A 25,316-nucleotide genomic window follows, 5' to 3' on the forward strand; every position below is an offset into this window, starting at 1 on the left:
GACTACACCCACGCCCTCGACATCCGCAACCGCGTCATGCTCGAACTCGAACCCGACCACATCGCCATCCGCCCCGACCAACCCGAACAGGACTGACCGTCCACGGGCGTTACGCGTCCGGGGCGGCGTAGACCCGCACGCCGCCCACGAAGGTCTGCAGCACCCGGGTGGCCGCGATCCGCTCGGGCGGCCCCGCGAAGGGATCGCGGTCGACGACGACGAGGTCGGCGAGCTTGCCCGGGGTCACCGTGCCCGTGTCGTCGAGATGGTTCGCGTACGCGCTCCCCGCGGTGTACGCGGCGATGGCCGCGGCCAGGTCGACGCGCTGCTCCGGCAGGAACACGGGGGTGCCCTCCGGGGCGTCAGGCGTACGGCGGTTGACCGCGACGTGCAGCGCCTGGAACGGGTCGGGGCTGCTGACCGGCCAGTCGCTGCCGGCGGCGAGCGTGGCGCCGGAGCGGAGCAGATCACCGAACGGATACTGCAGGGCGGCCCGTTCCGGGCCCAGGAAGGGCACCGTGAGCTCGTCCATCTGCCGCTCGTGGGCCGCCCACAGCGCCTGGACGGTGGCGGTCGCGCCCAGCACGCGAAAGCGCGCCACGTCGTCCGGGTGCACGACCTGCAGATGGGCGAGGTGGTGCCGCGTGTCGCGGAAGCCGTTCACCGAACGGGCGGCCGCCACCGCGTCCAGCGCCTCACGGACGGCACGGTCGCCGAGGGCGTGGAAGTGCACCTGGAAACCGAGCGCGTCCAGTTCGGTGACGTGCTTGGCCAGCGCCGCCGGGTCCACGAAGCTGATGCCGCTGTTGCCGGAGGCGCAGCCGCACGCCGTGAAGTAGGAGCCGAGCAGGGCGGCGGTCCCGTTCTCCGCGATGCCGTCCTGCATGATCTTGACGCTGGTGGCGCGGAACCGGCCCCGGCTCACCGCGGCACGCCGCTCGACGAGTTCGGGGATCTGCTCGGCGCCACGGTCCCGGTCCCACCACAGGGCGCCCACGACGCGGGCGGTGAGCAACCCGTCGGCGATCAGGGCGTGGTAGGCGGAGACCGGGTCGGTCATGTTCGCGTAGTCGCCGACGATGGCGTCCTGCCAGGCCGTGACACCCAGGGAGTGCAGCACACCCTGGGCGCGCAGCAGCGCGGCGGCCCGCTCGGCGGCGGTGACGGGCGGCAGCAGCCGGTCCACCAGGTGGAGTGCGCCCTCCTGGAGCATCCCGGTGGGATTGCCGTCGGCATCGCGCTCGATACGGCCGTCCGCGGGATCGGGAGTGTCCCGGGTGATCCCGGCCAGTTCCAGGGCACGGGAGTTGACCCACGCCCCGTGGTGGTCGCGGTTGGGCAGGAAGACCGGACGGTCGCCGACGACACCGTCCAGGAGCGCCGCGGTGGGGGTGCCGCCGGGGAAGGCCCCCAGCGACCAGCCGCCACCGGTGATCCACTCGGCCCCCGGATGCCCGTCGGCGTAGGCGCGGACCAGCCGCAGGTATTCCCCCGCCTCGTGGGCCTCGGCCAGATGACACTGCCCCAGCTCGACACCCGCGACGAGCGGGTGGACGTGGGCGTCCTGGAAACCGGGCAGCAGCATCTTCCCGGCCAGGTCGACCACCTCGGTGCCCGGCCCGATCAGCTCACGGACCTCGTCATGGCCGACCGCCGCGATCCGCCCGTCGCGCACCGCGACCGACGTGGCCCGCCCGAGCACGGGGTCGACGGTGTGCACCGGCCCGCCGGTGAGGACGAGATCGGCGTGGGAGTGGGACATGGACGCTCCAGGGGCGACGGGGGCGAGGACGGGGACGGCGCGGGTCCCGCGGTTCGTACGGTGCGTACAGACGGTCGTACCGGTCCAGGGGCGCGGTCAAGGCGGGCGAAGTACGCGCCGCGTCCGGCGGTGCGGCAGGGAGGGCGTCGCCGCGTCCACAGCGTGGCGCGGGAGCCGGCGCGGCACGAGCCGCACGGCACCGTCCGCCGCCACCCGCCGTTCCCCGCGATTGCGCCCACAGCGTGACCGCTGCCGTCAGGCCGCGCCGCAGGGCACAGTGGCCGGTATGAAGCTGCTGACACTGGGTGGTACAGAGTTCGTGGGACGCGCCGTCGTCGAGGACGCGCTCGAGCGGGGCTGGGAGGTCACGGTGTTCCACCGCGGCCGGCACCAGGCGCCTCCCGGCGCCGGGGAACTGCTCGGAGAACGCGGAACCGAGGGCGGCCTCGCCGCCCTGGAGCACGGCGAGTGGGACGCCGTCGTCGACACATGGTCCGGCGCACCCGCCGCCGTCAGGGAGACGGCCCGCCTCCTGGCCGGCCGCGCCCGGACCTACGCCTACGTGTCCAGCCGCTCCGTCTACACCTACCCTGCCAAGGCCGGCCTCGACGAAGACGGACCCGTGGTGGACGCCGCCCCGGACGACGGACCCGACGTCGACTACGCCCGAGCCAAGCGCGGCGGCGAACTGGCCGCGGCCGAGTCCTTCGGCGACCACGCCCTGCTGGTGCGCGCGGGCCTGATCCTCGGCCCCTACGAGAACATCGGCCGCCTCCCCTGGTGGCTCAACCGCATCGCCCGCGGCGGCCCCGTGCTCGCCCCCGGACCCCGCGACCTGCCCCTGCAGTACATCGACGTCCGCGACCTCGCCACATGGCTGCTGGACGCCGCCCACTCCGGCCTCGGCGGCGCCTACAACCTCGTCAGCCCGCCGGGACACACCACCACCGGCGAACTCCTCGGCGCCTGCGCCGCGGTGACAGGCTCCGGCGCCGAACTGCGCTGGACGGAACCCGAGAAGGTGCTGGCCGCGGGCATCGAGCCCTGGAGCGAACTGCCGGTCTGGCTCCCCCCGGGCGAGCTCTACGACACGCTCCACACCGGCGACGTCTCCCGCGCCCTGGCCACCGGCCTGCGCTGCCGCCCCGTCACCGAGACCGTCGCCGACACCTGGAAGTGGCTGCGCTCCCTGGGCGGCACGGCCCCCCAGCGCCCCGACCGCCCCACGGTAGGCCTCGACCCGGCGAAGGAGGCCGCGGCACTCGGCGCCTGAGACCGATGCGCCCCGGCCACCGGGTCCGGGGCGGGTCCGGCCGGGGCATCTCGACCCTCGCATTACTCGTTCCCGGCTCGGTGTGGGGCGGGGGCCCTGGCGCGCCTGTGCGCCGGGGCCTCCGTGCGGGACGGGGCAGTTCGGGGCCGCTCAGTCCGGGGCCGAAACGACCAGGACTTCTCTCAGGCGGGTGAGTTCGGCCGCCGTCAGTCCGCGGTCGCGCAGCCAGGGACCCGCGCCTCCGTGGGCGGTGTGGAGGGTGGCCAGGAAACGGCGCATGACCCGCGGTTCGGAGGCCATGAAGGCGTGCTCCACGGCGGGAAGGTCGCGGTAGGAGGGGAAGCGGGTCAGCCGGGCGCGGATACGGACGACGCGCTGGGCGGTGAGCGCGTAGTCGGCGGCGATGGCGGAGGCGGGCACGCCCACCGCGTCGAGCAGGAGCGCCGCGAGGACGCCGGTGCGGTCCTTGCCGACGGCGCAGTGGAAGACCACGGCGTGCTGGTCGGTGTCGGCCACGACGCGGGCGGCGGCGACCAGCGACTCGCCGCTGCCGTCGAGGAGCCCGAGGTAGAAGCCGGTGGCGTTCCCGTCGTCCGCGGTCGTCACCGGTATGGCGTCGGTGACCAGCGCCTTCACCCGGCTGACCGGCAGGTTCACCCTGCGTACGGCCGCGTCCGCCAGCAGGCCGTGCCCCTCGCGGGCGGCCTCGTCGGGGCCGCGCAGGTCGAGGACGGTGCGCAGCCCGTAGCGGCCCAGCAGGAGTCCGACGTCGTCCGCCGTGGCCTCCTGGAGGGTGCTGGCCCGGAACACGACGCCGCGCCGGGTCGTGCCGCCGCCGTGCACGGGCAGTCCGCCCAGGTCGCGGATGTTGTCGACCTCCGCCAGTTCGACCCAGCGCGGCGTCTCACCGGTGGATCCGTCCTGCGTCGTCTCCAAGGCGCCCTCCTCGTACGGCCCCTGGCCATCGTGCCGTGCGGCGCCGCCCCGGTCCACCGGCGACCGCGGCCGTGGGGATATCGTCGGCTGACCGCGGGACACGTCCCCGGACGACCACCGACCGGAGGTGCCCGCCATGGCCCAGCCCGAGCCGCCCGGCGAGCCGCTGGTGCGCACGGAGCGGCACGGTCGCGTGCTGGTGGTCCGGATGTGCCGTGCGCACAGGCGCAACGCCGTGGACCGGCGGCTGGCCGAGGCGCTCGAAGCGGCGTTCAACACCCTGGAGGACGACCCGGAGCTGTGGGCCGGGGTGCTCACCGGCTCCGGAGAGGTGTTCAGCGCGGGCAGCGACCTGAACGCCATCGGCGACTACGTCACCGAGCGCGGCGGCGAGTACGGGCTGATCCGCCGTCACCGGCGCAAGCCGCTGGTGGCCGCCGTCGAGGGCGCCGCGCTGGGGGGCGGGATGGAGCTGGTGCTCGCCTGCGACCTGGTGGTGGCCGCCTCGAACGCCCGCTTCGGGCTGCCGGAGGTCCGGCTGGGCCTGGTGCCCACCTGCGCGGGGCTGTTCCGCGGCCCGCGCGCCCTGCCCGTCAACCTGGCCAGGGAGATGGTGCTGACCGGCGATCCCGTCGACGCCGCGCGGGCGCACGCCGCGGGCCTGGTCAACCGGGTCACCGAGGAGGGTGAGGCGCTGGCGGGCGCGCTCGAACTCGCGGCGCGCGTCTGCGAGAACGCCCCGGTCGCGGTCCAGGCGAGCCTGGTGGCCATGGACGCGTGGCTCTCCGGCGCCGACGCGCTCGGCTGGCGGGCAACCGAGGAGGCGACCCGTACGGTGATGGCCTCCGAGGACCGGCACGAGGGCGTCGCGGCGTTCCTGGACAAGCGCCCGCCCCGCTGGACCGGCCGCTGACGAAGCCGATGACGAGGCCGCTGACGAGGTCGGTGACGAGGTCGGTGACCGGCGGGTACACGCACCCGGGTGACTCCGGCGTGCGCCACGCCGGAGTCCGGGCTTATCTGGAACCCGTGACCGGTGTCGTCCGGACCGCGGTCCGCCGCGCAGGAGGCGCCCCGAGCGAGGAGCTTCCTTTTGGCACGCAGGATTCCGCCGACCACCGCGGTCGCCGTGGTGTTCGTCGCCGCGCTGTTCATGGCGATCATGGACACCACCATCGTCAACGTCGCCGTACCGGCCATCGGCGAGGACTTCGGCGTGCCGGCCTCCGGGCTGGGGGGCGTCAACATCGGATACCTCGTCAGCCTGGCGGTCTTCATCCCCGTCGCCGGCTGGCTCGCCGACCGGTTCGGCACCCGCCGGGTGTTCCTCGCCGCGCTGGTCGCCTTCACCCTGGCGTCGGCGCTGTGCGCGATGTCCACCAGCCTCGAACAACTCACCCTGTACCGGATCCTGCAGGGCGCGGGCGGCGGTCTGCTCGTGCCGGTCGGCCAGACCATGCTCTTCCGCGCTTACCCGCCGGCGGAACGGATCAAGGCCCAGCGGGCGCTGATGGTGCCGACCGCCATCGCGCCGGCCGTGGGCCCGGTGCTGGGCGGCTGGCTGTGCGACGCCGTGTCCTGGCACTGGGTCTTCCTGGTCAACCTGCCGGTCGGTGCCGCCGCCGTCGTCTTCGGCCTGCTGTTCCTCCCGGACTTCCGCCTGGAGCGCCCCGGGCGCTTCGACCTCGTCGGCTTCCTCCTGGCCGGCGGCGGGCTGGCGCTGGCGCTGTACGCGCTGACCAACGGAGCCAAGAACGGCTGGGGCACCGCGGGCATCCTCGTGCCACTGCTCGTGGGGATCGCGGCGCTCGGCGCGATGGTCCTGGTGGAGCGGCGGATCTCGATGCCGATGCTGGACCTGGAGCTCTTCCGGGACCGGCTGTTCCGCGCCAACACCGTCGTGATGTTCCCGCTCAGCGCGGTCTTCCTCGGCACGGTGTGGCTCTACCCGATGTTCCTGCAGGAGGCGCTCGGCTTCAACGCCTTCGAGAGCGGCCTGGCCACCTGGCCGGAGGCCGTGGGCGTGATGGCCGCCGCGCAGATCGCCCCGCGCCTGTACCGGCGGATCGGGCCGCGGTGGCTGATGGTGGGCGGTTCGGCCGGCATGGGCGTCTGCGTGGCGGTGATGACCGGGTTCACGACGGCCACCTCGCCGTGGGTGCTGCGCGGGGTGCTCTTCGTCCTCGGCTACTGCATCGGGCACGTGATGATGTCGGCGCAGAACGCCGCCTTCGCCACGATCCCCGCGCCCTCGACGGGGCGGGCCGCGACCGTGTTCAACATGCAGCGGCAACTCGGCGGCGCCTTCGGTACCGCGCTCATCGCCACACTCCTCACCGCCGTCGGCACGACGACCGTGACGGCGAGCGGCACCACCACGGCCAACCTGGGCGCGTACCACGCGGGCTTCGTGCTCTGCACGGGCCTGGCCCTGATCTCCGCGGTCGCGGCGCTCTTCGTCTCCGACAAGGACGCCCTGGGCGTCGAGACGTCCCGCCCCGGCCGCCACGCCCGCCCCGGCGCGGCCGCCTCGCCCGCCTCCTGACCCGGCCGCGTTCCGGCTGACCGACCGCTCCTCCGGTCCGGCCGGGCGCCCCGGCCGGGCGCGGGCGGGCCCCACTACCATCGGGGCATGCCTCGCCTGGAACGTCTCCGTACCGACCACGCCGCCGCGCTCCTGGAGTTCGAGCGAACGAACCGCTCGTACTTCGCCGCGTCGATACCGGACCGCGGCGACGACTACTTCGCCCACTTCGACGCACGGCACCAGGCGCTGCTCGCCGAGCAGGACACCGGGTTCTGTCACTTCCATGTGCTGGTCGGCGCGGACGACGAGGTGCTGGGCCGAGTCAACCTGGTGGACGTGAGCGACGGGTCCGCGGAGCTGGGGTACCGGATCGCCGAGAGCGCGGCCGGGCGAGGGCTCGCCACGGCCGCGGTTCACGAGGTGTGCGCCCGGGCGGCCGGTGAGTACGGGCTGGCGACGCTGCGGGCGGTCACCACGCTGGACAACGCGGGCTCGCGCACGGTGCTGTCCCGTACGGGGTTCGTGCCCGTCGGCACGGTCGAGCTGAGCGGCCGTCCCGGGCTCCGGTTCGTCCGCGACCTGGCGGACGGCACGGCGCCGTCCTCCGCGGGCTGAAAGCGGGCGGCGAGCGCGCGCAGGCCGGGGAGGGCGAGCACGGCGATCCCCGGGAGGCTCGAGACGAGGGTGAGCACCCCGTACACGACGGCGGTCGCCAGGCCCTGGGCGGCACCCAGCCCGGCGGCGCCGAAGGCGAGCGTCGCTGCGGCCTCACGCGGGCCCCAGCCGCCGATGTTGACGGGCAGTCCCATCACGAGCAGGGCCAGGACGAGCGGCGGCACGAGCGTGGCGACCGGCGCCGACGAACCGGCGGCGCGGGCCGCGACCACGAACAGGGCGATGTGGCCGGCGAGTCCCGCCGCGGACAGCGCGACCACGCCCGGCCAGGTGCCGCGGGCGAGCAGTCCGCCGCGGAGGTCGGCCAGCCCGGTGGCCAGGGCCTTCCGTCCCTTGGCGCCGCGCCGCCACAGCAGCCATCCGCCGAGCGCCACTACGGCCAGGAGCACGCCGGCCGCGGTCTCCGCGGCGTCCCGGCCCGGCAGGAGGTCGCCGGCGATGGCCGTGACCAGGCCGGGTCGGGTCAGCAGGACGGCCGCGCCGAGCACGAGGACGACGACCTGACCGCCGACCCGTTCCAGGACGACGGCGCGCACGCCGCGGCCGACGTCGCCGGAGTGCCTGCCGTGGCGCACCGCCCGGTCGACGTCGCCGAGGACCCCGGCCGGGAGCACCGCGTTGAGCAGCAGCGCCCGGTAGTAGTCGGACACGGCCCGGGTCAGCGGGAGCCGCAGGCCGAGCCGGCGGGCGACCAGGCACCAGCGCCAGGCGCTCGCCACGGTGGTGAACAGGCCGATCGCGAGGGCGGCGAGGACGGCGGGGCCGTCGACGACCCGCAGGCCGTCGACGAACGCGCCGGTGCCCAGCCGCCACACGAGGGCGGCCAGGATGCCCGCGCCGATCAGCAACCGCGCCCAGGCCCACAGTCGTTGCCTCACCGGGCCCCACCTCCGGGCAGGGCGAGCAGGTCGCCGTGCCCGACGACGGCGGTGAGCCGCCCGGCGGCGCAATCCGCCAGCCGGCGGCGCAGATAGGCCTGCGCGGGGGCGGCCAGGCCGGGGTCCTGTTCGACGGCGGCGCCGACCCAGCCGCGCAGCCACTCGGCGGTGAGCGCGGAGTCGTCCGCGCCGAGCCGCCAGGGGCTGGGCCGGGTCGTGACGGTGGCACCGTGCCGGGTGAACGCCCGGGCGGCGACGTCGAGGGCGTCCGGCCCGAGCAGTGCGCGGCCGCCGGCGCTCCGGCGCTGGTGCGCGTTGAAGGCCGCGGTGATGTCCGCGTCGAGCGGGTCGGTGGGCCCGAGTTCGACCTCGCCGACCACCGAGAGGCCGAAGAGCACGGGGACCCCGGCGGCGGTGCAGGTGGCGGCGAGGGCGTCGGTCTCGTCGGCGGTGAGCAGGTCCAGCAGTGCGGACGCGGTGACGAGCGAGGTCCCGGCGAGGTCGGCGGCGGTGAGCCGGGTGAGGTCGCCCTCGCGGGTCTCGGCGGTGACGGGGCCGCCGCCCGCGGTGAGGGCGGTCAGACTCGCCGCGGCGAGGGCGAGGAGGGCGGGGTCGTGGTCGTGGAGGATCCAGTGCTGCGGTCCGGGGAGGCTTCCGCTGAGCCAGCGGCCCATGGAACCGGTGCCGCAGCCGAGGTCGCGGACGACGAGCGGGCCGCCGCCGGAGGCGCCCGCGAGGTGCTCGCGGAGCGGGCCGAGCAGGTCCGCGGCTCGGGCCGCGGCGTCGGCGTCCTCGCGCAGCGCGAGCCAGTGCGGTGTGAAGGGGGCGGTGTCGGACGTGGTCATCGGGTTCCCTCCCGCAGCAGTTCGAGCACCGCGTCCATGTCCCGCGCGGCGTGCTCCCAGCCGTGCAGCGTCCCGCGCCGCAGGCGGGCCGCCGCCCGCAACCGGTCGCGCAGGCCGGCGTCGTCGAGCCAGCGGCGGAGCGCCGCGGCGAGTTCGTCCGGGTCGTCCGGGGGGACGAGCAGGCCGGGCCGGGTGCCGTCCGGTGCCAGGCCGAGGGCGTCGGGCACTCCCCCGGCGGCGGTGGCCAGTACGGGGGTGCCGCGCATCAGGGCCTCGGTGACGACCATGCCGAAGGTCTCGGCGCGGGACGGCAGGACGAGCAGGTCGGCGGCGGCGTACTCCGCCGCCAGGGGTTCGCCGGTGAGCGGGCCGGTGAGTTCCACGCGGTCGCCGAGCCCGTACCGGATGATCAGTTCGCGTACCCGTGCGAGGTGTTCGCGGTCGCGGCCGAGCGGGCCCACACAGCGGCAGGTCCAGGGCAGGTCGGCGACGGCGGCCAGCGCCCCGGCCAGCAGGTCGTGGCCCTTGCGCGGGGTCAGCGAGGCCACGCACAGCAGCCGTGCGCCGTCCTGCGTGCCGGGTGCGAGCGGCGCGGGATCGGTGCCGGGGACGACGACGTGGACCCGGCCCGCGGGCAGCGCGTGCCGCTCGGCGATGCGCCGAGCCGCCCAGGGGCTGGTGGCGACGACCGCGGAGACGGCCCGCAGGGTCTCGCGCTCCAGGGCGTCGAGTTCCCGGGCGGCCGCGGGGTCGAGGCCGGTCTCGTCGGCCAGCGGCAGGTGCACCAGGACCGCGGTACGCAGCCGCCCCGTGTGCGGGACGACGATCTCGGGGACCGCGCAGGCCACGAGTCCGTCGAGCAGGACGACGGCGCCGTCCGGCACGGCCGCGAGCGCCTCGGCCAGATTCCGCCGGGCTGCGCCGTCCGGGCGCGGCCACGCGCCCCGCACGGCAAGTTCCCGCAGCGGCCGGCCCGCGGCCGCCAGGGTCTGGCTCAGCCGTCGGTCATAGACGTTGCCGCCGCTGGGCGCGGTGGCGTCGTCGACGTCGCCCGGGAGGACGACGTACGCGGGGGCCGCCCCCGCCGGAGCGGGGGCGGTCGAGCGCGGGGGCGTCCTCACAGAGAACGCTCGTAGCTCGCCCAGGCGACGTGCGACTCGTGCAGGGTGACGGAGATCCCGGTCAGGCCGTGCGCGCCCTCGCCGAGCTTGCCCGCGGCCACGCGGTCGGCGAGCCGGTCGGCGATGGTCTTCGCCAGGAACTCGGTGGAGGTGTTGATCCCGGAGAAGTCCGGATCGTCGTCGAGGTTGCGGTAGTTGAGCGCGGCGAGGACCGCGCCCAGCTCCTGGGTGGCCAGGCCGATGTCGACGACGATGTTGTCGGCGTCGAGCTCCGGGCGGCGGAACGTCGCATCCACCAGGAACGTGGCGCCGTGCAACCGCTGGGCGGGTCCGAAGACCTCGCCGCGGAAGCTGTGGGCGACCATGACGTGGTCGCGGACGGTGATACTGAACACGCGAGGACAACCTTCCCCAAAGGCCTAACCGGGACGGTAGGCAATACGGTGACAGAGCACGGAACGTTCACCGCCTGCGATCTCCTTCATCAGCAGGGGCAGTTCCTCGAAGTCGCTCTCGCCGGTGACGAGGGCGTCGTAGACCGGGTCGGCGAGCAGGCGCAGGGCCAGGGCCATCCGGTCCGCATAGGTGCGCCGGGTGCGGCGCGAGGGTGAGACGGTGCCGACCTGGCTGCTGCGCACGACCAGCCGGCGGGAGTGGAAGGCCTCGCCCAGCGGCAGGCTGACCCGCCGGTCGCCGTACCAGCTCAGCTCGACGACGGTGCCCTCCGGCTCCAGCAGTTCCAGGGAGCGGGCGAGCCCCGCCTCGGTGGCGCTGGCGTGGACGACCAGGTCGCAGCCGCCCTCGGCCGCGTCGGGGTGGGCGAAGCCGACGCCGAGCGCCTCGGCGACGGCGGCGCGGGCGGGGTCGACGTCGACGAGCTGCACCCGTGCCCCCGGGACTCCCGCGAGGACGGCGGCCACACTGCAGCCGACCATGCCGGCGCCGACCACGGCGATCCGGTCGCCGATCTGCGGGCCCGCGTCCCAGACCGCGTTGACCGCGGTCTCGACGGTGCCCGCCAGCACCGCGCGCCCCGCGGGGACGTCGTCGGGCACCGGCGTCACGGCGGTGGCCGGGACGACGTACCGGGTCTGGTGCGGGTAGAGGCAGAAGACGGTGCGGCCGAGCAGCTCGGGCGGCCCCTGCTCGACGAGGCCCACGTTGAGGTAGCCGTACTTCACCGGCCCCGGGAACTCGCCCTCCTGGAACGGTGCCCGCATCGCCTGGTGCTGGCTCACCGGCACCCCGCCCCGGAAGACCAGGGTCTCGGTGCCGCGGCTCACCCCGGAGTACAGGGAGCGCACCAGCACCTCCCCCGGGCCGGGCTCCGCGAGGGACGTCTGTCTGACCTCGCCCTCGCCGGGTTCGCGAAGCCAGAACGCACGCGCCGAACGCTCCACCGTTTTCCTCCGTACTCCATGGCGGGCAACAGACACCGGCCATCCAGGTGGTGCCGGGCCCGACCGTACGCGGCTGTGCCGCACAGGCGACAAGCGGGGACGTCTCATGACCGTGATGACCGTTGGATCCGAGTTCCGTGGGGGTACCGCGGGCCGTGAGCAGGCCGGGGCGGCAGCCGCCCAGTTGGCGCTGTTCGGCGCGCTGTGGGCCACCGTGGGCCTGGACACCGTGGGCTGGCTGGCCGGGACCGTCTACGCGGCGGGCACGTGGGCGCTGCTGGCGGCGGGCCTGCGGCGGGCGGGACGCCGCTCGCTGGGCCCGGCCGACCACGTCACCCTGGCCCGCGCGGTGCTCGTCGGCGGCGTGGCGGCCATGGTGGCGGGAGGTGTCGCGCACGGCGCACCGCTGCTCACCGGAGTGACCGCGGTGGCGCTGGCCCTCGACGCGGTGGACGGCAAGGTCGCGCGGCGCACGGGCACCTCGTCCGCCCTGGGCGCGCGCTTCGACATGGAGGTCGACGCCTTCCTGATCCTGGTGCTCAGCGCGCGTCTCGCCCTGACGCTGGGCCCGTGGGTGCTGGTGATCGGCGCCATGCGGTACGCCTTCGTGGCTGCGGCGTGGGTACTGCCGTGGCTCAACGCCCCGCTCCCGCCGAGCTTCGCCCGCAAGACCGTGGCGGCACTGCAGGGCGTCGTCCTGCTCGCCGCCTGCTCGGCGCTCCTGCCCGCGGGGGTCTCGGCCGCGTTGACGGTGCTCGCGCTGGCCTCGCTGGTGTGGTCGTTCGGCCGCGACGTGCTCTGGCTGCGGCGCCACCGCCCGGCCCCGCGGTCCGCCACGGGCCTCGCGGGAGCGGGCGGGGCGGCGGCGGAGACCCGCGCGCTGGTCTCCTCCGCCGCGGGCGGTCGCACCTCCTGACCCGGCACGTCCGTGGCCCCGGCGGGGTGCTCCTCCGCCGGGGCCGAGGGGTCCGCGCCTGCGGCCGTGGACCGGCACGGCGCCGTGGGGCGTCGGTCCCACTCGTGGCTGTCCGGGACCCCTGCCCGCCGGCGGCCGGACGTCCCGACTCGGCACGTTCACGCTTCCCACCGACGTCACCGGGCCGCCCGTGGCCTGCGGGCCACGGGCGTCAGCCGGCCGACGGACCCCCGGGTGCCGTGCCTCTCCAGGGCGCCGCAGGCTGTCGGTCCCCGCGGTGATCGCGTCGGCGCCGCCGGTGTGATCGTTCGGCAGCGGGCTTCGTGAGCGCCGGGCGAGCGCCACGGAGCACCCGCCGATCCGGACCCTCGGCCGCAGGCGGCCGCACCTTCCGACCCGGCGCGTCCGGGCTCCCGCCGGTGTCACGCGCTGCCGGGGAACTCGACCTGACGCGCAAAACGGCGCGTCGCGTCGCGCCCGGGCTGCGGACCCTGGAGAGGAGCCCTGGTTCAGCAGGGCCGCAGGACACCAGGTCCCGCTCACGGCCCCTCGGCCCTGCCCGCCGGCGATCGGGCGTCCTACCGCGTCGCCGGTCAGGGGGCCTCGGAGTCTGCGGCCCCGAACGCCCCCGCTCCTCCCGGGCGGTCAGGCGTCCTGGCGCGGCAGGTAGCGCAGCAGCACCACGTCGCCGATCTGCCGGGTCTCCGCGAGCGTCATCCGCTGCTGGGGGCCCTGCGGGAAGACCGCGGGGTGCACCATGCGCGGGGCGTCGGCCTGGCCGACGAAGAACGGCGCGTACACGAGCTGGAGTTCGTCGACGAGCCCGGCGCTGAGGAACATGGTGTGGACGATTCCGCCGCCCTCGACCATGAGCCGTCCGACACCGCGCTCGGCGAGGTCGGCGAGCAGGATCCGCACGTCCAGCGGGTCCCCGGCGTCGACGACGGAGCAGACGTCGCCGATGCGTTCGCGGAGGCAGTCGCTCGCGCCGGACGTCGTGTAGACGACCTTCTCGCACTCCCCGGTGGTGAAGAACCGTGCGCCGGGGTCCAGTTTCCCGCTCTCGGTGACCGTGACCTTGATCGGCGTCGGTGACAGCCCCGCGCGGAGCCGGCGTTCGCGGCGCTCGGCGGAGCACACCAGCAGCCGCGGGTCGTCGGACCGTATGGTGTTGGCCCCCACGAGGATGGCGTCCACCCCGGAGCGGACGTCGTCGATCCGGTCGAAGTCCTCCTCGTTGGAGAGCAGCAGCCGGGTCGTGCTCGTGTCGTCCAGGCATCCGTCCAGCGAGGAGGCCACGGACATCAGTACGTACGGGCGCGATCTCATGGGGACACATTGCCGTACAAGGGCGTTCGCGGATGGGAAGGTTCCGTAAGTCGCGCGCAGGCCTCCGGATCGATGTAGGGTCCGCCGATCATCGTGCGGGCCTGGTCAGCCGCGGAGTCGGCCCGTCAGTCCCGTATCCCGGCGAGGACGTCGAGGGCGAGCGAGTCGTCGGCGTCGTGGGAGAGGGAGACGGTGACGCGGGTGCACAGGCCCGCGAAGCGGTCGCGCACGGCGCGGCCGGCCGTACGCGGTTCGCCGTGGACGGCGAAGGCGTCCAGGACGTCGTCGTCCACCAGCCGGCCCATCTCGGCCCACCGGCCGCGCACGGACAGCCGGTGCAGCTCGTCGTGGAGTTCGCCCCAGCCGTGGAGGTCGAGCACCGCGCGGTAGGCGGGTGTGGAGGCGTAGAACGCGATCCGCTCGCGGGTGGCGGTCAGGGCCGCCGCGTACTCCTCCTCGGTACGGCCGGTGGCGACCAGGGCGTTGCCCGCCACCTCGAAGGGCCGGCCCGCGTGCTCGGAGGCCTCCCTGGCCTGGTGCACGGTGGGGAGGGTGACCTGCCGGAGGTAGTCCGCGGAGGTGAGGGCGTGGCAGATCAGCCCGTCGGCGGCCTCGCCCGCGACGGCGGTCATCATCGGGCCGACGCCTGCCAGCCAGATCCGGGGCGGCCCGGACGGCAGGGGGCCCGGGTCGAACATCGGCGTCATCAGGGTGTGGGTGTAGAACTCGCCGCGGAAGCGCAGCCGGTCGCCGGTCTGCCAGCTGTGCCAGATGGCCCGCAGGGCGGCGGCGAACTCCTTCATGCGGGCGGCGGGCCGCGACCACGGCATGCCGTAGCGATGGGTGATGTGCGGCTTGACCTGCGAGCCGAGGCCGACGGTCAGCCGCTGGACGTCGTAGGCGGCCGTGGCCACCGTCATCGGGTTGCGCGCGAAGGCGATCGCCACACCGCTGACCAGGTCGGCCCGGCGGGTGGCGCCCGCGGCGAGGGCCAGCTGGAGGAAGGCGTCGTGCCGCATCTCGTTGACCAGCACGCCGTCCGCGCCGTGCGCCTCGGCGTGGGCGGCGGCCGCGGCGGTCCGCTCGATCCGGCCGGTGAAGGTGAAGTCGGCCTTGAAGGGCGCGGGCGGGGTGGTCACGCGCCGGCTCCCGCGGCCGGGCCGTCGGCCTCGGTGAGCCGCGGCGGCGCGGCCTGCCGCCAGGAGTCGGCGACGATGTCCCGGAGCTCGTCCATGTCGTCCAGGGCGGCGAGCCGGACCCGCACCCAGTTCGACCCGGCCTCGTGCGGCGGCACCCAGAACTTCCCCGGCTCGGCCGCGATCAGCTCGCCCCGCTCGTGCATGGGGCAGCGCACCGCGAAGGACGTCTCGTCGTCGGGCAGTGTGAGGTACATCCTCCCGGCGACCCGGAACGTGGGCATGCTCCAGGCCTCCTTCTCGACCGACTCGGGCAGCGAGAGGGCGATGCGGCGGACGTCTTCGGAATCGGGCATGCGACCACGGTAGCCATCGCCTCCGACAACGGCCGTGACGCGTCCCCCGCGCGTGACGCCCCCTCCGGCTCCCCTCCCCCGCTCCTCCGGGCGGACCTGAGTAGCAAGAGGAAACCTAGGTGTACACTGAGCTTCTCCCCGGCGCGGTCGCGAGGACGCGGCGGGCGGGAATCGCATCGTCCAGGAGGTGAGCGGCAGTGGCGACCGTACGGCATGTGTCGGGCCCGGAGGAGGACCAGCCGGCCTGCTCCATCGAGCGGAGCCTGCAGATCCTCGGTGAGCGCTGGTCCCTGCTGGTGCTGCGCGAGATCTTCGCCGGGCGGCACCGCTTCGCCGAGATCCAGACCTCCCTCGGGATCGCCCCCAACCTCCTCAGCACCCGCCTCAAGCTGCTCGTCGACGCCGGGGTCCTGTGCACGCGCACGTACCAGGAGCCGGGCAGCCGGCAGCGGCAGAGCTACCACCTGACCGACGCCGGGCGGGAGCTCGACCTCGTCATGGCCTCCCTCCAGCAGTGGGGGGACCGCCACCGGCCGCGCCCCTCCGGCCCCTCCGCGCGCCGCCGGACGCGCTCGACCGGCCGCGCCGTCCACGTCGGCTTCCTCACCGACGACGGCAGCGAGGTACCGGGCAGCGACGTGTCCATCGCCGTGGCCCGGCCCACCGGGGCGGCCTGACCGGCAGGCCGCCCCGGCGGCCGTGGGCGGCCCGGTTCAGTGCAGGTCGGCCCGTTCGGCGGTGTCGTCCAGGAAGCCGCCCGACTGGTGCTGCCACAGCTTGGCGTAGGCGCCGTCCTCCGCGAGCAGTTCCTGGTGGGTGCCCTGCTCGATGATGCGTCCGCGGTCCAGGACGATCAGCCGGTCCATGCCGGCGACCGTACTGAGCCTGTGCGCCACCACGAGCGCCGTCCGCCCCTCCATGAGCCGCCACAGGGCCTCCTGGACGAGCATCTCGCTCTCCGAGTCCAGCGCGCTGGTCGCCTCGTCGAGCAGCAGGATCGGGGCGTCGCGCAGGATCGCCCTGGCGAGCGCGACCCGCTGCCGCTGTCCGCCGGAGAGCTTGAGCCCTCGTTCGCCGACCATGGTCTCGAAGCCGGCGGGCAGCGCGTCCGCGAAGTCCGTGACGTGGGCCGCCTTGGCCGCGCGGCGGATCTCGTCCTCGGTGGCGTCGGGGCGGGCGAAGGCGATGTTGTCCCGCAGGGTGCGGTGGAACATCGCCGGGTCCTGGGGCACGTAGGAGATCAGGCCGCGCAGGTCGGCCTGGCGCAGCCGGCTGATGTCCTGCCCGCCGATCAGGATCCGGCCGCCGTCGATGTCGTTCATCCGCAGCAGCAGCCGGGTGAGGGTGGTCTTGCCGCCCCCGGAGCGGCCGACCAGCCCGACCCTGGCACCGCTGGGCACGGTCAGGTCGAGCCCCTCGAAGAGCGGCTCCGCGCCGCCGTGGGCGAAGGTCACGTGCTCGAAGCGGACATCGGCGCCCGTGGACCGCAGCGGTTCCGGCGCGGGCGGGTCGAGCACGGTGGGCGGCTTCAGCAGCAGTTCGGTGAACTGCGCGGCCTCCGTCATCGAGCTCTCCAGACGGCGGTAGATCTGGTTGAACTCGAACATGATCCGCGTCGCGTTGGAGTAGTAGGTGAAGGCCACCACGACCGCCTCCACGCCGTGCGTGCCCGCGCCGAGCGTGACCGCGAGCAGCAGGCCGAGCGCGTTGGTGAGCACGGACAGCGGTGCGACCAGGGTGTCGATGCGCAGGTTTCCGTAGTCCCACGACTTGAGCGTGAGCCTGCGCGACTCGGCGACGCGGGAGCGGTGCTCGGCGGCCTCGCGCTCCTCGGCGGCGAACGCCCTGACGGTGTCCATGTTCATCAGGCTGTCGGCGACGTGCCCGGACACCCTGGCGATCGCCTCCTCGCGCCGGCGGACGAGCGCCTGGCGCCGGCGGATGAGGGGCGCCACGCACAGCGCGGTCACCGCGATCATCACCAAGAGGCCGACCACCAGCAGCGGTTCGTAGGCCCACAGCACCACCGACCCGAACAGCAGCGGTACGAAGCTGCCCAGGACGTTGAAGGTCAGCGTGTCGACGAACTCCTCGAAGCGCGAGGCGAAGCTCAGCACCCGCTTGGTCAGCGACCCGGCGAAGTTGTCGTGGAAGAACGACGCGTCCTTGGCGAACAGTTCGTCCATGCCGACCACGTAGAGGTGCTCGATGCCGAGGGCGTCGAGGCGGTTGAGACAGTGCAGGCCGATCCGCCACAGCGTCTCCGCGAGCAGCAGCACGCCGGCGAAGACCAGGACGTAGGGCAGGGTCGCCCCGAGGCCGGGGGCGGTACCGTCGACGAAGCCGCCGACGAGCTTCGCGACGACCAGCGGGGCCACGTAGTTGATGCCGATGTTGCCGAGGGCCGGCGACAGCATCGCCGGAAGCGTCAGCCACCGGAGCCGGGCCAGCTCCCTTCCGTAGTGACGAAGGGCCAGGAGCACCGGGCCCCTGGCCGGCCGGAACCTGTCTGTTTCAGGCGATCCCATCTTCACCCTGCGGTGTCGTGCGGCGACTGCCGCGTGCTTCTCCGGGAGGTGCCGCTGCCGCCGTGGCGGTGCGGCGCTCTGGTTCGGATGAATACCCCCCGCTCGGGTCGTCCTGCGGCGGACGCGCATGGTCACGGGGCCTCCGCGTGGTTCGCGGCGACGCCGAGGTGCGACCGGTGGGCGGTCCGAACTGGCAGTGTCCCGCGAGGGCCGGTGCGCAGTCCAAGCGTTTTCCGGCGGGCGGCACGGCGCACGGGTGCGCCCGGAGGCACGGGTGCGGGCGGAGACGGCTCGGGGTCGCACGGATCGGTGCGCCGGGGCGCCCGTCATCGGCACACGGCCGACGCCCCCGCCACCGCGGAAGCGGCCGCGGGTCCGGCTTCGTGCGGGGCCGTAGACGGGGGTGTCGGCGATGCCGGAGCGGATGTCGCGGAGGCGTCCGCACATGGTGCAGTGCGCTTCCCGCTGGCCGCGACCGCCTAAGCGGGGCTGCCCGGTCAACTGCGGCAGCACGCAGGGTGCCGTGAGGCCGCAGAGCGAGTGGATCAGCGTCGGCCAAGGGCGGCAGTTGGGGCAGATCGCACGGAACGCTTCGCCGTCGCCCGCCACGCGGGGGCTCCGCCGCATCGACGCTGCGGCGGAGCCCGGAAGGCCGGCTTACTTCTTCTGCCAGCCGATCAGCTCGGGCGCGCCCATGACGCCGTAGTTGCCGTAGAACTGGGCCGCCCCGTAGTTGGCGAGACCCTTCTTGACCGCCCAGACGGTGGGGCCGTTGTGGATCGGCATGATGCCGTAGGTCTCCATGGCCTTCAGCTCGACCTTGTTGCCGGCCTCGATCTGCTCGTCCAGGGTCGGCAGGTTGGTGACGGCCTTGACCTCCTCGTCCATGGTCTTCGGCACCGAGCGGGAGACGTTGAGCGTCGAGTCGGAGCAGTACATCTGGCAGATGTAGAGCATTCCGTTCGGGTCGCTCGAGATGAAGCCCATCCCGAATATGTCGAAGGCGCGCTTGGTGAACACCTTGTTGAAGTCGGCGGAGGGGCGAGCCTCGATGTTCACCTTGACGCCGATGTTCTTCATCATCTGGGCGATGGCAGTGGCACGGGCCTTGACGGTGGCACTGTCACCGATGGTGGGGAAGTTCAGTTCCAGCTTCTCGCCACCCTTGGCACGCACACCGTCCGCGCCGGCCTTCCAGCCCGCGGCGTCCAGTTCCTTCTGCGCCGCGGCGGCATCGAACTTCACGAGCTTACCGAAGTTGTCCTGGTACCCCTTCTGGAAGGGGTAGAGAGAGAAGGACCCGGGCAGGGGCTCGGTATAACCGAGTCCCTGGAACGTGATCTTCGCGAGTTGGGAGCGGTCGATTGCCTCCATCAGGGCCTTGCGCACCGCCGGGTCCTTCAACTGCGGCGAGGTGCTGTTGAAGACCAGGAGGTTGTTGGAGGTGGTCGTGCCGCGGCGAAGCTCGGTCCCCTCCACCGACTTCACCTGGTTGAGCTCCTCGGCGTTGGCAGCCTGCACCGCGTCGATCTGGCCGTTCTTGAAGGCGTTGAGGCTGGCGCTGACCTCCATCTGCACGAAGGTGAGCTCGTCCAGATGCGGCTTGGCGCCCCACCACTTGGGGTTGGGCTTGTAGGTGACCGTGCCGCCCTTGGCGTCGAACTTGGAGATGGTGTAAGGGCCGGCGCCCCACTCCGCGTGGGGGGTGCTCACGTAGGCCTCGTTGAAGGGACCGGCCTTGGCGATGTGCGGGTTGACGAGCTGGGAGAAAAGGGACTTCCAGTACACGAAGGGGCCCTTGAAGGTGACGATCGCCTGCTTGGCGTCCTTGCCCTTCTCGACCGAGATGATGCTGGAGTAGCCGTCGGTGGAGCCGACGACATACTCCTTGTCCTTCCCGTTGAGCGCGTTCCACGTGTCCCGGAACGTCGTCCAGTCCATGTCCTGGCCGTCGTTCCACTTGGCCTGCGGGTTGATGTCGTACGTGACCTGAGTGTTGCCGTCCACCGTCGCCTGCTTGACGTCGGTGAGGTAGTCCTTGTTGTAAGTGATGTTGCCCTTGGGGTCGTTGAAGGACAGCTGCGGCTGGTAGAACCAGGCGATCTTCGACGTGTACAGCGATCCGTTGCCGTTCAGGGGGTTGAGCTGATCGGGGATCTCCACGATGGGCAGCGTCAGCTTGCCGCCCTGCTGCAGGTTGCTCGCAGGCTGGGGGTTGTACGCGGTCAGCACCTCGCTCTCCGAGGTGGCCCCCTTGGACTTCTCCTTCGGGGAGTTGTCTGAGTCACCGCTGGTGCACCCGGAGAGGACGAGGGAAGCGGTGGCGGCGATCGCCAGCCCGCTCAGAACCATTCTTCTCATGACGGCCTTTCAGCTTGGTTGGAAACAGTTATGGTCGTGTCCGCGAAATGGCATGCGTCGCGGTGATCCTGGTCGCCCCTGTCGGTGAGCTGCGGAGTGACCCCGCGGCACTGCTCCTTCTGCGGCTCCGACAGCGTCAGGTGGAGGGGACACCTGGTGACGAACCGGCAACCAGGCTGATCGTCGGTCGGACTCGGAAGGTCGCCCTTGAGCAGGACTCGCTCCCGGGTGCGTTCCGCGACCGGATCGGGCAGGGGAATCGCGGAGAGGAGTGCCTTGGTGTAGGGGTGCCTGGGGTTGTCGAAGACGGCGTCGGTGGCACCGATCTCGACGATCCGTCCCAGGTACATCACCGCCACGCGGTCGGAGATATGGCTCACCACCGACAGGTCGTGGGCGACGAAGAGGTAGGACAGGCCCAGTTCGGCCTTGAGGTCGTTGAGCAGGTTGATGACGCCGGCCTGCACCGAGACGTCGAGAGCCGAGACCGGCTCGTCGAGAACGAGCAACTTCGGCTTCGTGGCGAGCGCCCGGGCGATGCCGATGCGCTGCCGCTGCCCGCCGGAGAAGGCCGCGGGGAAGCGGTCGCGGTGCTCAGGGTCGAGTCCCACGAGTTCCATGAGCTCCCCCACCTGAGTGGAGAGCGCCTTGCTGTCGCGGCCACCGATCGCGCGGAGGGGTTCCGCGAGGATGTCGAAGACCGTCATACGGGGGTCCAGTGCCCCCATGGGGTCCTGGAACACCATCTGCATGTCGCGGCGGACGGAGCTGATGTCCTGCTTCCGCTTCAGGTCCGCCGTGTTCTGGCCGCAGACAGCGATGCTGCCCTGCTCGGGCGGCTTCAGGCCCATGATCTCCAGCAGTGTGGTGGTCTTGCCGCACCCCGACTCGCCGACGAGTCCGAGCGTCTCTCCCTGGCGGATGTCCAGGTCGATGCCGTTGACGGCGAAGACGGAGCCCACCCTGCGCTTGAGCAGGCCGCCCTTGGTGAGCGGGAAGGTCTTCGTGACACCCGAGAGTTCCAGGACCTTCGGTCGGTCCTCACGGGGTACGGCCGCGGCTCGGTTCTCCCTGAGGGCCGGGACGGGGTAGATCGGCTCGCCGCCGATGGCGCCATCGTCGATCTCCGCGGCGCGCCGGCAGGCAGCCGAGTGCCGCTCGTCGCCGCCGGCGCCGCCGGCGATCGCCAGCAGGGGGGGTTCGGCCTCCCGGCAGGCGTCCTGCACGACGGGGCAACGCGCCGCGAAAGGGCAGGCATCGGGAAGGTCCACCAGGAGTGGCGGAGTCCCCGGGACCGGGGTCAGGGCGCCCCTTTCGCGGTCGTCCAGGCGGGGAATCGCACCCATCAGGCCGATGGTGTAGGGCATGCGCGGTCGCGCGAAGAGTTCGTCCACCCCGGCACGTTCGACCGGCCGACCGGCGTACATCACCATGACGTCGTCGGCCGAGCCGGCCACCACCCCGAGGTCGTGGGTGATCATGATGACCGCGGCTCCGGTCTCGCGCTGGGCGGTCTTGAGGACGTCGAGGATCTGCGCCTGCACGGTGACGTCGAGAGCGGTCGTCGGCTCGTCGGCGATGATCAGGTCGGGGTCGTTCGCGATCGCCATGGCGATGACGGCCCGCTGCCGCATCCCGCCCGAGAACTCGTGCGGGAACCCCTTGGCGCGGCGGTCGGGGTTGGGAATGCCGACCAGGTCCAGGAGTTCGACGGCCCGTTTCCAGGCGGCCGCGGACGAGATGTCCTGGTGGATCTGGAGGGCCTCGACGATCTGGGCTCCGATGCTGAAGATCGGAGTGAGCGACGAGAGCGGGTCCTGGAAGATCATGCCGATGTGCTGACCGCGCACCTTCGACATCTGCCGGTCGTCGAGATCGAGGAGGTTCTTCCCGCCGAGCGTGATGTCGCCGGTGACCGCGGCGTAGTCGGGCAGAAGCCCCATGACGGCCATGGACGTGACGGACTTGCCCGAGCCCGATTCGCCCACGATGCCCAGGGTCTTGCCGCGGTGCAGGTCGAAGGAGACGCCGCGGACGGCTTCCACCCTGCCGGCTTCCGACGGGAAGGCCACCTTCAGGTCGCGCACGGACAGCAGAGGCTGCCGGGTGTCGGGCGTGGTCGTGACAGCGCGCTGCTCGATCATGCGCGGCCTCCAGACTGCGAGGTGGGGTCGAGGGCGTCGCGCAGGCCGTCGCCGATCAGCGCCATCGCCACGGTGAGCAGCACCACCATGCTTGCGGGCAGGTAGAACAGCCAGGGAGCGGTGGACAGGGTGTTCTGCCCGTCGGCGAGCATGGAACCCAGCGACACGTCGGGCTGCTTGACGCCGAAACCGATGAAGGAGAGCGCCGTCTCGGCCTGCACGGTCGAGGCGACACCGAGGGTGAACGTCACGATGAGCAAGGACCCGATGTTCGGTACCAGGTGGCGGACGATGGTGCGCATCGGACTGACGCCCATGAAGCGGGCAGCCAGCACGTACTCGCGCTCCCGCAGGGAGGTGGCCAGCGACCAGATCACCCGAGCGGTGAGCATCCAGCCGAACAGCGTGAGGACCACAACCAGAACCTGCCACTCGCCGCGGTAGCGGGTACCGACCAGGGCGATGATCAGGAACGAGGGCAGGATGAGCAGGAAGTGCACGAACCCGAGCATCGCCCGCTCGACCTTGCCGCCGAAGTAGGCGGCCGTGGTACCGAACAGTCCGGCTATCGCGGTGGTCAGCAGAGACACCGTCACGGCGATGATCAGCGACCTGCCGAGGCCGTGCACGATCTGCGCGTAGACGTCGTTGCCCGCTCCGTTGGTGCCCAGCAGGTGGCCGCCGACCCCGGGGGGGACGGAGAGTGCGGTGAAGTCCGCCTCCATGTGGTCCCAGTGCGTCAGGTACGGGCCGAGCAGCGAGAAGAACACGAGGAGGGCGAAGAGGACCAGACCGCCGAGCGCCGGCTTGTTGCGCGCGAAGCGCCGCATGTAGAGCCTGGACGGGGAGAGGCGCTTGCCACCGAGGCCGGTCCTTCCCGGTTCCTGCGTTTCGGACTCGTCGGAGCGCACCCGATCGGCGTCGGGTCCGACACCGGGCATGTTGATGGCCACGTCAGCTCACCCTGATCCTGGGGTCAAGGGCCACGACGACGAGGTCGGCGAGAATCGCGCCGATGGCCGTCATGAGGGCACCGAAGGCTGCGACAGCGACGACGCCGTGCACGTCGTTCGTGCTGATGGTCTTGGTGAAGTACTCACCCATTCCGTGCCAGGCGAAGACCGTTTCCGTGATCACCGCGCCGGTGAACAGCGCCGGCATCGCGAAGGCGACCTGAGTGGCGACAGGAATGATCGAGGTGCGCAGCCCGTGCCGGTAGATGGCCTGCCTCCGCGTCAACCCCTTGGCCCGTGCGGTACGGATGTAGTCGGAGTTGATGTGGTCCAGCAGCAGCGATCGCTGCAACAGGTGGTATCCGGCGTAGGAGATGAACGTGAGCGAGATCGTGGGCAGGATCGCGTGCGTCGCTCTGGACCCGAAGACCGACCAGAACCCACTGACCTCGGGGCTCTGCGCTCCGGCGACCGGCAGCAGCGTGCTGCCCAGGGACTGGTTCAGCGCGATGGCCGCGAGCACGACCGCGAGAGAGGCCACCGCGGAGGGCGTGTTGAAGGAGAGCACGGAGAACCCCTGCAGCACCCGGTCGGCGGCCTTGTACTGGCGCGACGCGGTGTAGACGCCCAGCCCGACTCCGATGACGATGGACAGGATCGTCGAGCCCAGGACCAACTGACCGCTGACAAAAATCCGATAGGCGACCTGGTCGTTGACGCTGCCCCCGGTCGGCGACTGGCCCCAGTCGAAGTGGGTCACGATCTGAGTTATCCAGTGCCACCACCGATCCGTGACCGGCTTGTCTGGATTGAGATTATAGAGCGCCAACGAGTGGTTGATCTGGGCTGGAGTTCGAGGCGGTCGCAACGCGGTGTAGTTCGACGCAGGTTTGAGGAATGCGTTAGCGAGGAAGTACGTGAGATTGGTCGCGATGGCGATCATCAAGAACCAGCCGACTATTTTGCGGGCGATGTAACGCAGCACTGTTAGTCGGTCTTTCGTGATATGAGGCGTATCGGCCCGCAAGTCCGATGAATGACTGGAGACTTAGTCGCGCCGACCGGGATCGTGCGGATCCCTGGGGGGGTCAAAAAATGACTGGCGCGCAGCCGTTCCGGTGCACGAGCCTGAGGTCTGCCCACAGCGCTGAACGAGCAGGCGAAGCATGAGTGAGCAGTACACAGGACATGGTGAACAACCTTGCATGGAATAAGCGGGTTTACAGCAGCCACATGATCAGCAGCGCCGCCGTCAACGATTCCAACTGCCCGCGTGGCACGTCAAGGCTGGTCAGGTCGCGATCCGGTTAAGCGAAGCCGCATATCGGTCATTTTTTGCGAAACGTTTCAACGTCGCGGCAGGGGTAGCGACCCGCGAAGCGGAGGCGGCTCCAAGAGGCACAAAACAAACTTTCGCGCATAATCGACTCTTCGTGCTCCCTTTCCGATGACTGGGGCAAGGCCGTGAAGATCGGGCGTCGGAGGCCGGCGAGTACGTGCTGATCTGCGGTGACCCAGAACGTGAGAAGCCGAGCCGTTCAGGGCACCAGAAGATCCGGTGCCCGATCCGAGCTCTTGCAGAGTGGCCACCGATCGGGTGACGCTTCGGACGACGACGTGGAACTGCTCGATGCGTCTCGCGCTGTTCCCAGCCGTGTCGGCGTCCCGGGCAACTTCAGCCTCATGAATCGCACTTGAAAGGGCTCAATGTGTCATCACGCGTGAAATCACGCCAGCCAGGGGCCTGTTCGCCCCCAGCCGTCCGGGGAACTCACCCAGTCGCCCCGTGACGCGGGCTGCCGGGTCGCCTACCTGCCCGGCCGGCGATGCGCCGGACAGCCGACCTCTACCCCGACGAGGCCAGGACCGACGCGAAGGACGCCGCGGTGATCCCCGACGCCGCCCGCACGATGCCCCCCACCCTGTGCTCGCCGGAACGGACCGACCAGATCACGCCGAGCTCACCGTCCTCGGCACACGACGATCGAGTCCGCGAAGAGCACGACCACCGTCACGCGCCTGCGGCCGGCTCGCGGTCCCCGGCGCCCAGGAGGTGTCCCCCTGCTCGGTGCGCACCACCTGGGCGAACGACGAGCAGATACAGGGCAGGCCCGCCGACCTGGAGGCGGGGCGGTCGAACTCCGAGCGACAGACGGCCGACACAGAGTGACACCGG

The 25,316-nt window shown here is 72.2% G+C and carries 20 protein-coding genes and 2 pseudogenes; 7 read left to right on the forward strand and 15 right to left on the reverse strand.

The window, feature by feature from the left end; genetic code table 11:
• Nucleotides 1-109: 109 nt before the first annotated feature.
• On the reverse strand, nt 110-1,762 hold the full coding sequence (locus PV342_RS38070) for an amidohydrolase (RefSeq protein WP_500320733.1): 1,653 nt from the start codon (nt 1,760-1,762) through the stop codon (nt 110-112).
• A 286-nt stretch (nt 1,763-2,048) separates the two neighbouring features.
• Between PV342_RS38070 and PV342_RS38075 the strand changes: the two genes are divergently transcribed.
• The gene (locus tag PV342_RS38075; RefSeq protein ID WP_500320735.1) at nt 2,049-3,035 is read left to right on the forward strand and encodes an NAD-dependent epimerase/dehydratase family protein; all 987 of its coding nucleotides are present in this window, start codon (nt 2,049-2,051) and stop codon (nt 3,033-3,035) included.
• 150 nt (nt 3,036-3,185) lie between these two features.
• Here PV342_RS38075 and PV342_RS38080 read toward each other — a convergent pair whose 3' ends face one another.
• Nucleotides 3,186-3,971, reverse strand: coding sequence for a tyrosine-protein phosphatase (locus tag PV342_RS38080; protein WP_500320736.1), 786 nt, complete (start codon nt 3,969-3,971; stop codon nt 3,186-3,188).
• A 136-nt stretch (nt 3,972-4,107) separates the two neighbouring features.
• Here PV342_RS38080 and PV342_RS38085 point away from each other — a divergent pair, with 136 nt between their 5' ends.
• From PV342_RS38085 to PV342_RS38095, 3 genes are all read left to right on the forward strand, one after another.
• Nucleotides 4,108-4,884: an enoyl-CoA hydratase-related protein gene (locus PV342_RS38085; protein WP_386993249.1), complete on the forward strand. Its 777-nt coding sequence runs from the start codon at nt 4,108-4,110 to the stop codon at nt 4,882-4,884.
• A gap of 180 nt (nt 4,885-5,064) precedes the next feature.
• Nucleotides 5,065-6,516 (forward strand): MDR family MFS transporter, encoded by a 1,452-nt coding sequence (locus PV342_RS38090; RefSeq protein ID WP_329184334.1) that lies wholly within the window; start codon nt 5,065-5,067, stop codon nt 6,514-6,516.
• Between the two features lie 87 nt (nt 6,517-6,603).
• The gene (locus PV342_RS38095; RefSeq protein WP_400807031.1) at nt 6,604-7,113 is read left to right on the forward strand and encodes a GNAT family N-acetyltransferase; all 510 of its coding nucleotides are present in this window, start codon (nt 6,604-6,606) and stop codon (nt 7,111-7,113) included.
• A 110-nt stretch (nt 7,114-7,223) separates the two neighbouring features.
• Here PV342_RS38095 and PV342_RS38100 read toward each other — a convergent pair.
• From PV342_RS38100 to PV342_RS38120, 5 genes and pseudogenes are all read right to left on the reverse strand, one after another.
• Nucleotides 7,224-8,051, reverse strand: a pseudogene (locus tag PV342_RS38100) (lysylphosphatidylglycerol synthase transmembrane domain-containing protein); the annotation flags it as partial.
• Nucleotides 8,048-8,896: an SAM-dependent methyltransferase gene (locus PV342_RS38105; RefSeq protein WP_400807033.1), complete on the reverse strand. Its 849-nt coding sequence runs from the start codon at nt 8,894-8,896 to the stop codon at nt 8,048-8,050. The pseudogene PV342_RS38100 and the gene PV342_RS38105, both read right to left, overlap by 4 nt.
• Nucleotides 8,893-10,017 carry a glycosyltransferase family 4 protein gene (locus tag PV342_RS38110; RefSeq protein ID WP_500320739.1) on the reverse strand — a complete coding sequence of 375 codons (1,125 nt, stop codon included), beginning with the start codon at nt 10,015-10,017 and terminating at the stop codon, nt 8,893-8,895. Before PV342_RS38110 ends, PV342_RS38105 begins: the two co-directional genes overlap by 4 nt.
• Nucleotides 10,014-10,412 (reverse strand): 6-pyruvoyl trahydropterin synthase family protein, encoded by a 399-nt coding sequence (locus tag PV342_RS38115; RefSeq protein WP_018561096.1) that lies wholly within the window; start codon nt 10,410-10,412, stop codon nt 10,014-10,016. Before PV342_RS38115 ends, PV342_RS38110 begins: the two co-directional genes overlap by 4 nt.
• Nucleotides 10,413-10,436: 24 nt before the next feature.
• On the reverse strand, nt 10,437-11,417 hold the full coding sequence (locus PV342_RS38120) for a zinc-dependent alcohol dehydrogenase (RefSeq protein WP_500320741.1): 981 nt from the start codon (nt 11,415-11,417) through the stop codon (nt 10,437-10,439).
• Nucleotides 11,418-11,532: 115 nt separating this feature from the next.
• Between PV342_RS38120 and PV342_RS38125 the strand changes: the two genes are divergently transcribed.
• Complete coding sequence (locus PV342_RS38125) at nt 11,533-12,333, forward strand: CDP-alcohol phosphatidyltransferase family protein (RefSeq protein ID WP_500320742.1); 801 nt, start codon at nt 11,533-11,535, stop codon at nt 12,331-12,333.
• Nucleotides 12,334-12,978: 645 nt separating this feature from the next.
• Here PV342_RS38125 and PV342_RS38130 read toward each other — a convergent pair.
• From PV342_RS38130 to PV342_RS38140, 3 genes are all read right to left on the reverse strand, one after another.
• Complete coding sequence (locus tag PV342_RS38130) at nt 12,979-13,662, reverse strand: RibD family protein (protein WP_089228253.1); 684 nt, start codon at nt 13,660-13,662, stop codon at nt 12,979-12,981.
• 125 nt (nt 13,663-13,787) lie between these two features.
• The gene (locus PV342_RS38135) at nt 13,788-14,801 is read right to left on the reverse strand and encodes a TIGR03617 family F420-dependent LLM class oxidoreductase (protein WP_500320744.1); all 1,014 of its coding nucleotides are present in this window, start codon (nt 14,799-14,801) and stop codon (nt 13,788-13,790) included.
• Nucleotides 14,798-15,154, reverse strand: coding sequence for an MmcQ/YjbR family DNA-binding protein (locus PV342_RS38140; protein WP_018561091.1), 357 nt, complete (start codon nt 15,152-15,154; stop codon nt 14,798-14,800). Before PV342_RS38140 ends, PV342_RS38135 begins: the two co-directional genes overlap by 4 nt.
• Before the next feature lie 197 nt (nt 15,155-15,351).
• Between PV342_RS38140 and PV342_RS38145 the strand changes: the two genes are divergently transcribed.
• Entirely contained in the window at nt 15,352-15,831 is a 480-nt protein-coding gene (locus tag PV342_RS38145; RefSeq protein ID WP_361011662.1) for a winged helix-turn-helix transcriptional regulator, read from the forward strand.
• A 36-nt stretch (nt 15,832-15,867) separates the two neighbouring features.
• On the opposite strand, the gene PV342_RS38150 is transcribed toward PV342_RS38145, so the two are convergent.
• The 5 genes from PV342_RS38150 to PV342_RS38170 all read right to left on the reverse strand — a co-directional run bounded on the left by PV342_RS38150 (nt 15,868) and on the right by PV342_RS38170 (nt 24,125).
• Complete coding sequence (locus PV342_RS38150) at nt 15,868-17,682, reverse strand: ABC transporter ATP-binding protein (RefSeq protein ID WP_500320747.1); 1,815 nt, start codon at nt 17,680-17,682, stop codon at nt 15,868-15,870.
• 657 nt (nt 17,683-18,339) lie between these two features.
• A complete protein-coding gene (locus PV342_RS38155) occupies nt 18,340-20,043 on the reverse strand; it encodes an ABC transporter family substrate-binding protein (protein WP_400807049.1) in 1,704 nt (567 codons plus the stop codon).
• The gene (locus PV342_RS38160; protein WP_400807051.1) at nt 20,040-22,187 is read right to left on the reverse strand and encodes an ABC transporter ATP-binding protein; all 2,148 of its coding nucleotides are present in this window, start codon (nt 22,185-22,187) and stop codon (nt 20,040-20,042) included. The genes PV342_RS38155 and PV342_RS38160 overlap by 4 nt, the downstream gene beginning before the upstream one ends.
• Nucleotides 22,184-23,140, reverse strand: a complete 957-nt coding sequence (locus PV342_RS38165; RefSeq protein WP_500320750.1) for an ABC transporter permease — start codon at nt 23,138-23,140, stop codon at nt 22,184-22,186. The genes PV342_RS38160 and PV342_RS38165 overlap by 4 nt, the downstream gene beginning before the upstream one ends.
• A gap of 1 nt (nt 23,141) precedes the next feature.
• Entirely contained in the window at nt 23,142-24,125 is a 984-nt protein-coding gene (locus PV342_RS38170) for an ABC transporter permease (protein WP_392615090.1), read from the reverse strand.
• An 800-nt stretch (nt 24,126-24,925) separates the two neighbouring features.
• Between PV342_RS38170 and PV342_RS38175 the strand changes: the two are divergent.
• Nucleotides 24,926-25,095 (forward strand): annotated as a pseudogene (locus PV342_RS38175) (IS110 family transposase); the annotation flags it as partial.
• Between the last annotated feature and the right edge of the window lie 221 nt (nt 25,096-25,316).

It is taken from the genome of Streptomyces sp. PA03-3a (assembly GCF_033792735.1).
In the GTDB taxonomy this organism is placed as follows: domain Bacteria; phylum Actinomycetota; class Actinomycetes; order Streptomycetales; family Streptomycetaceae; genus Actinacidiphila.

Coding starts and splice junctions, on each gene's coding strand:
- PV342_RS38070 (WP_500320733.1), bottom strand. CDS start 1,762: ATGTCCCACTCCCACGCCGATCTCGTCCTCACCGGCGGGCCGGTGCAC.
- PV342_RS38075 (WP_500320735.1), top strand. CDS start 2,049: ATGAAGCTGCTGACACTGGGTGGTACAGAGTTCGTGGGACGCGCCGTC.
- PV342_RS38085 (WP_386993249.1), top strand. CDS start 4,108: ATGGCCCAGCCCGAGCCGCCCGGCGAGCCGCTGGTGCGCACGGAGCGG.
- PV342_RS38095 (WP_400807031.1), top strand. CDS start 6,604: ATGCCTCGCCTGGAACGTCTCCGTACCGACCACGCCGCCGCGCTCCTG.
- PV342_RS38105 (WP_400807033.1), bottom strand. CDS start 8,896: ATGACCACGTCCGACACCGCCCCCTTCACACCGCACTGGCTCGCGCTG.
- PV342_RS38125 (WP_500320742.1), top strand. CDS start 11,533: ATGACCGTTGGATCCGAGTTCCGTGGGGGTACCGCGGGCCGTGAGCAG.
- PV342_RS38130 (WP_089228253.1), bottom strand. CDS start 13,662: ATGAGATCGCGCCCGTACGTACTGATGTCCGTGGCCTCCTCGCTGGAC.
- PV342_RS38140 (WP_018561091.1), bottom strand. CDS start 15,154: ATGCCCGATTCCGAAGACGTCCGCCGCATCGCCCTCTCGCTGCCCGAG.
- PV342_RS38150 (WP_500320747.1), bottom strand. CDS start 17,682: ATGGGATCGCCTGAAACAGACAGGTTCCGGCCGGCCAGGGGCCCGGTG.
- PV342_RS38155 (WP_400807049.1), bottom strand. CDS start 20,043: ATGAGAAGAATGGTTCTGAGCGGGCTGGCGATCGCCGCCACCGCTTCC.
- PV342_RS38160 (WP_400807051.1), bottom strand. CDS start 22,187: ATGATCGAGCAGCGCGCTGTCACGACCACGCCCGACACCCGGCAGCCT.